Annotated in this window: 5 protein-coding genes (1 of these 5 running past the window's edge); all 5 read right to left on the bottom strand. The window is 52.6% G+C overall.

Annotated elements, in window-relative coordinates; genetic code table 11:
- On the bottom strand, positions 1-675 hold the 5' portion of the coding sequence (locus tag J4G02_20020; protein ID MCE2396816.1) for a phytanoyl-CoA dioxygenase family protein. Its footprint begins 144 nt before the window's first position; only the first 675 of its 819 coding nucleotides appear in the window; its start codon is at positions 673-675; its stop codon lies beyond the left edge, outside the window.
- 168 nt (positions 676-843) lie between these two features.
- Positions 844-1,686: a phytanoyl-CoA dioxygenase family protein gene (locus tag J4G02_20015; GenBank protein MCE2396815.1), complete on the bottom strand. Its 843-nt coding sequence runs from the start codon at positions 1,684-1,686 to the stop codon at positions 844-846.
- Between the two features lie 79 nt (positions 1,687-1,765).
- Entirely contained in the window at positions 1,766-2,236 is a 471-nt protein-coding gene (locus tag J4G02_20010) for a GNAT family N-acetyltransferase (GenBank protein MCE2396814.1), read from the bottom strand.
- A gap of 28 nt (positions 2,237-2,264) precedes the next feature.
- Positions 2,265-3,056 (bottom strand): glucose 1-dehydrogenase, encoded by a 792-nt coding sequence (locus tag J4G02_20005; protein ID MCE2396813.1) that lies wholly within the window; start codon positions 3,054-3,056, stop codon positions 2,265-2,267.
- Positions 3,057-3,177: 121 nt separating this feature from the next.
- Positions 3,178-3,935: M20/M25/M40 family metallo-hydrolase (locus J4G02_20000; protein MCE2396812.1), on the bottom strand; the 758-nt coding region annotated here is incomplete at its 5' end.

The raw sequence follows: 3,935 nt of genomic DNA, 5'->3' as shown, positions 1-3,935 counted from the left end.
GAACATGTCACGCAATTCCCCAAGCCGCTCCTCGGGGTAACGACTGCAGAAGTTCATTGTGTACATCCGTCGTCGCTCAGAACCGCCAAACGCAGCGTGCTTGAGGTTTTGGTTGAAAACAACAATATCGCCGGGATTTGTCTCCAAAACGAGTGCCGGGACTTCAGGACCAGACAGCCCCCAGATCTGTCCGCTCTCACGGATATCGCGTTCAATCGTGTCGGCATAAGGATCGCCAACGCGGTGGCTGCCGGGGACCACACGAAGTGCACCCGTATCGCGGGTGAGCGGATCGAGGTAGAAAGGGATCTTGATGTCCATCAGCCGGTTTCCGTTGTAGCCATCGGAGTGCCAACGGGTATCCCCGGCGTAGAGATTCCCGTCGCCACTTGTATAGTTAAAGTCATCACCACAAATACTAGCAGCGATGTCGTGGATGCGCGGATCGTCCAGTAAGGAACTGAGGTACTCACTGAGATCCGGGAACGGACAGATGCAAGAACGATTCACCCCGTCGTGCAACGCGCCGTTATGTCCGCCACCGTGGGCAGCCCAGACAGCTTCAAACTCGTCAATAATCTTATCAGCACAGTCAGCCAATAATCCCGGGAAGGACAGGAACCCAAACGTATCAAAGAATGCCATCTGTTGGTCGTTGAGGCGTGTTGACCCCATTGTTGCGTCTCCAATCTCTATTGGCTCATGTTAAGAAATCTTGCAACAGTAACCGTCGGGAACGACGATCATTGTTCCTTACTGCTCGGTTTCTCTTAGCGTTTTGCACTTTCTTTTTCTATCTGAACTCTGTCGACGGCATAATCTCAGCCAAGACCAATTGAGCCATCAGCCGCGTGACGGTTCGGTCATCGTCTTTCTGAGTTCTTGATGTAATTCAGCGAGATGGGTGTCATTTTCCATCACTTGTTCCAAGTGCACCATCCGCTCCGGCCCCGCGGTGCGAATCATCGCTTCGCCGTGGATGCGATCAATCCAAAACCGTGCCTCGTTGCCGAGTTTATCGCGCAACTCCCCAAGTCGTTCTTCCGGATAGCGGCGGCAGAAGTTCATCGTGTACATCCGTCGCCGTTCAGCTCCTCCAAACGCAGCGTGCTTGAGGTTGTGATTGAAGACGACAATATCGCCGGGGTTCGTCTCCAGAATGAGCGCTGGAACTTCAGGACCGGACATCCCCCAGATCTGCCTGCTCTCACGGATATCGCGTTCAATCGTGTCGGCGTAAGGCTCGCCAACGCGATGGCTTCCGGGAATAATGCGGAGTGCGCCGGTGTCGCGGGTCAGCGGATCGAGATAGAAAGCAATCTTGATGCTCATAGGTCTGTTGCCGTCGTAGCCATCGGAGTGCCAACGGGTATCCCCAGCGTAGAAATTGCCATCGCCGCTGGTGTAGTTAAAATCATCACCACAAATGCTGGCGGCGATGTCGTGGATACGCGGATCGTCCAGTATAGAGCTGAGGTACTCGCTGCGATCCGGGAACGGGAAGATACAAGAACGATTTACTCCGTCGTGCAGTGCGCCATGGTGTCCACCACCGTGGGAATTCCAGATAGCTTCAAACTCGTCGATAATTTTATCGGCACAGTCAGCCAATAATCCAGGAAAGGACAGGAAACCAAATGTATCAAAGAATGCCATCTGCTGATCGTTGAGTCGTGTTGATGTCATGGTTGTGTCTCCAATTTAGTGGATGCGGCGTCCGTTCAACGTTCTACGTTTCTTCAATCGCGTGACCGTCGAGGAATTGTTAAAAATCTATACGGTAGCGACGCTTAATTCGATCGCTCTTTTGGTATAGATGATAGAATTTCCGGGGGACCTCCACGGTTTCAACAAACCTGGCTCCCATAATTTCGCACGTTCTCCTCGAAGCTATATTGTCGGGATTACACGTAATCCAGATCGGATTAATCCTATGACAGAGTGCGAGAGGCAAGATGAGTTGGCAGCTTCTCGCGGCGTATCGATTCCCTCTGTACGCTGGCGTAACATTGTAACCGATATGCCCTGCGTATTTTTCGAGGTTCTCATCGTTCCCAATCCTCAACGAGATATTCCCCATATTCGTATTTTGACCGACAGGTCTCATTGCAAACTCATAAGCAGGGACATATCCCCTTGAGGGATCCGCGAGATGCTTTTCAACCAAAATGAGCTCCAGATCGCCATTGACTAATCGTCCGGGAGGTAAGAATCTAAAAGCATTGTCATCATTCATTGTAGACCGCCTATTACGCTATTACTTCTTATGAATCTCCCTCTCCCACGAGCTCCTCGCCCATACGCTTCAGTCCGGCGGTCAGTCCTCCATCGACGATGAGGTTTGTCCCTGTGACGAAAGATGCTTGGTCTGATGCCAGAAAGAGGGCAGCCGCAGCAATCTCTTCAGGTTTGCCGACCCGCTTGAGCGGATACCATTTCGACAGACGGTTAAAGAGATCCGGATCTTTTTCAAGGACTGCCTGCCATGCCGGTGTTTGAATTGACCCCGGGCAGATTGAATTGGCACGGACCCCCTGTTCTCCGTGGCGGACAGCGATGTTTTGCGTCAACGAGATGACCCCTGCTTTGGCGGCGCTATACGCCTCCTCGCCCAGTCCGAGCAGTCCATTTACCGAAGCGATGTTGACAATCGCCCCTTTGCCCTGACCAATCATGTGCGGTAATACAGACTTACAGCAGAGGAAGGCACTCGACAAGCATCCCCGGATATTTCTGTTCCACAATTCCTCATCAACAGTGAGAATGTCGTCTCCATCACAGAAGTACGCATTGTTCACCAAAACATCAACGCTGCCGTAAGCTTCAACCGTCTGAGACACCATCGCTTCTACCTCGGCGGTGGCTGTTACATCCGTGTGCACAAACCGAGCGGTTCCGCCCTCGCTTTCAGTCGCTGCAACGGTTTCCATTCCAGCAGCGTCGTTGATGTCCGCTACTACGACACAGGCTCCTTCCGAGGCGAATCGTTGGGCAGTCGCACGACCGATGCCCGATCCAGCCCCTGTTATAATCGCTGTTCGGTTCGCTAATTGCACAGTTTCTGCTCCTTCCTCTTGTAATCGAGCACAGATGAGCGCGGAATCTTATAACCCTTCCTGCTAACTAAGAACCTGTAGGTCGAGATTCACATCTCGACACCAAACTGAACATCGAATCTTACAACCCGTCCTGTTCGCTGAGGCGATGCAGCAGCTTGCAATAGGCTTTCTGTCCACCCTCAAAGCTGCTGAGCCGGAAAAATTCGTCCGGGGCGTGTGCGTTTTCATCTTCTAAGCCGAAGGCAAAGGTCACCGTATAGACATCTAGCTTATCTAGGAAAAGACGGCATACTGGAAGGGTGCCGCCCAGCCGGGTGAAATACGGCGTTTTTCCATATACCTCCTCAAGCACAGCGAAGGCAGCCTGATTCCCCGGATGGTCATCAGGGATTCGATACGCCGGGGAGGGAGCAGCCTTTGGGGTATTTTCTATCTTCACCCCCGGAGGCGTATACTTGTCGATATGCGTAGCGAGTTGTTCCAAGATCTTGTCCGGATTTTGGTCGGGCACAAGGCGACAGGTGATTTTGGCGTGGGCTTCACTCGGAATGACAGTTTTGCTGCCTTCCCCTTGGAAACCACCCCAGATTCCATTCAACTCAAGCGTTGGGCGAACCCATGCTCGCTCAAGTGCCGTATAGCCGGGCTCGCCAAACAGGCGGTCCACACCGAGTTGTTCCTTATATTCTATCTCGTCGTGCCCAATAGCGGCAATCTGATCCCGATCCTCGGCTGAGAGTGGGACGACATTATCGTAGAACCCCTCGACCAGAACATCGCCTGCTGGACTACGCATGGAATCCAGAAGACACACGAGGGCGTGAATCGGGTTTTGGACGGTGCCGCCGTAGATGCCAGAGTGCAGGTCTACATTGG

Source organism: Candidatus Poribacteria bacterium (genome assembly GCA_021295755.1).
Classification (GTDB): Bacteria; Poribacteria; WGA-4E; order WGA-4E; family PCPOR2b; genus PCPOR2b.
Note: the sequence above shows the minus strand (reverse complement) of the source record. Positions and strands in the feature narration are given on the sequence as shown.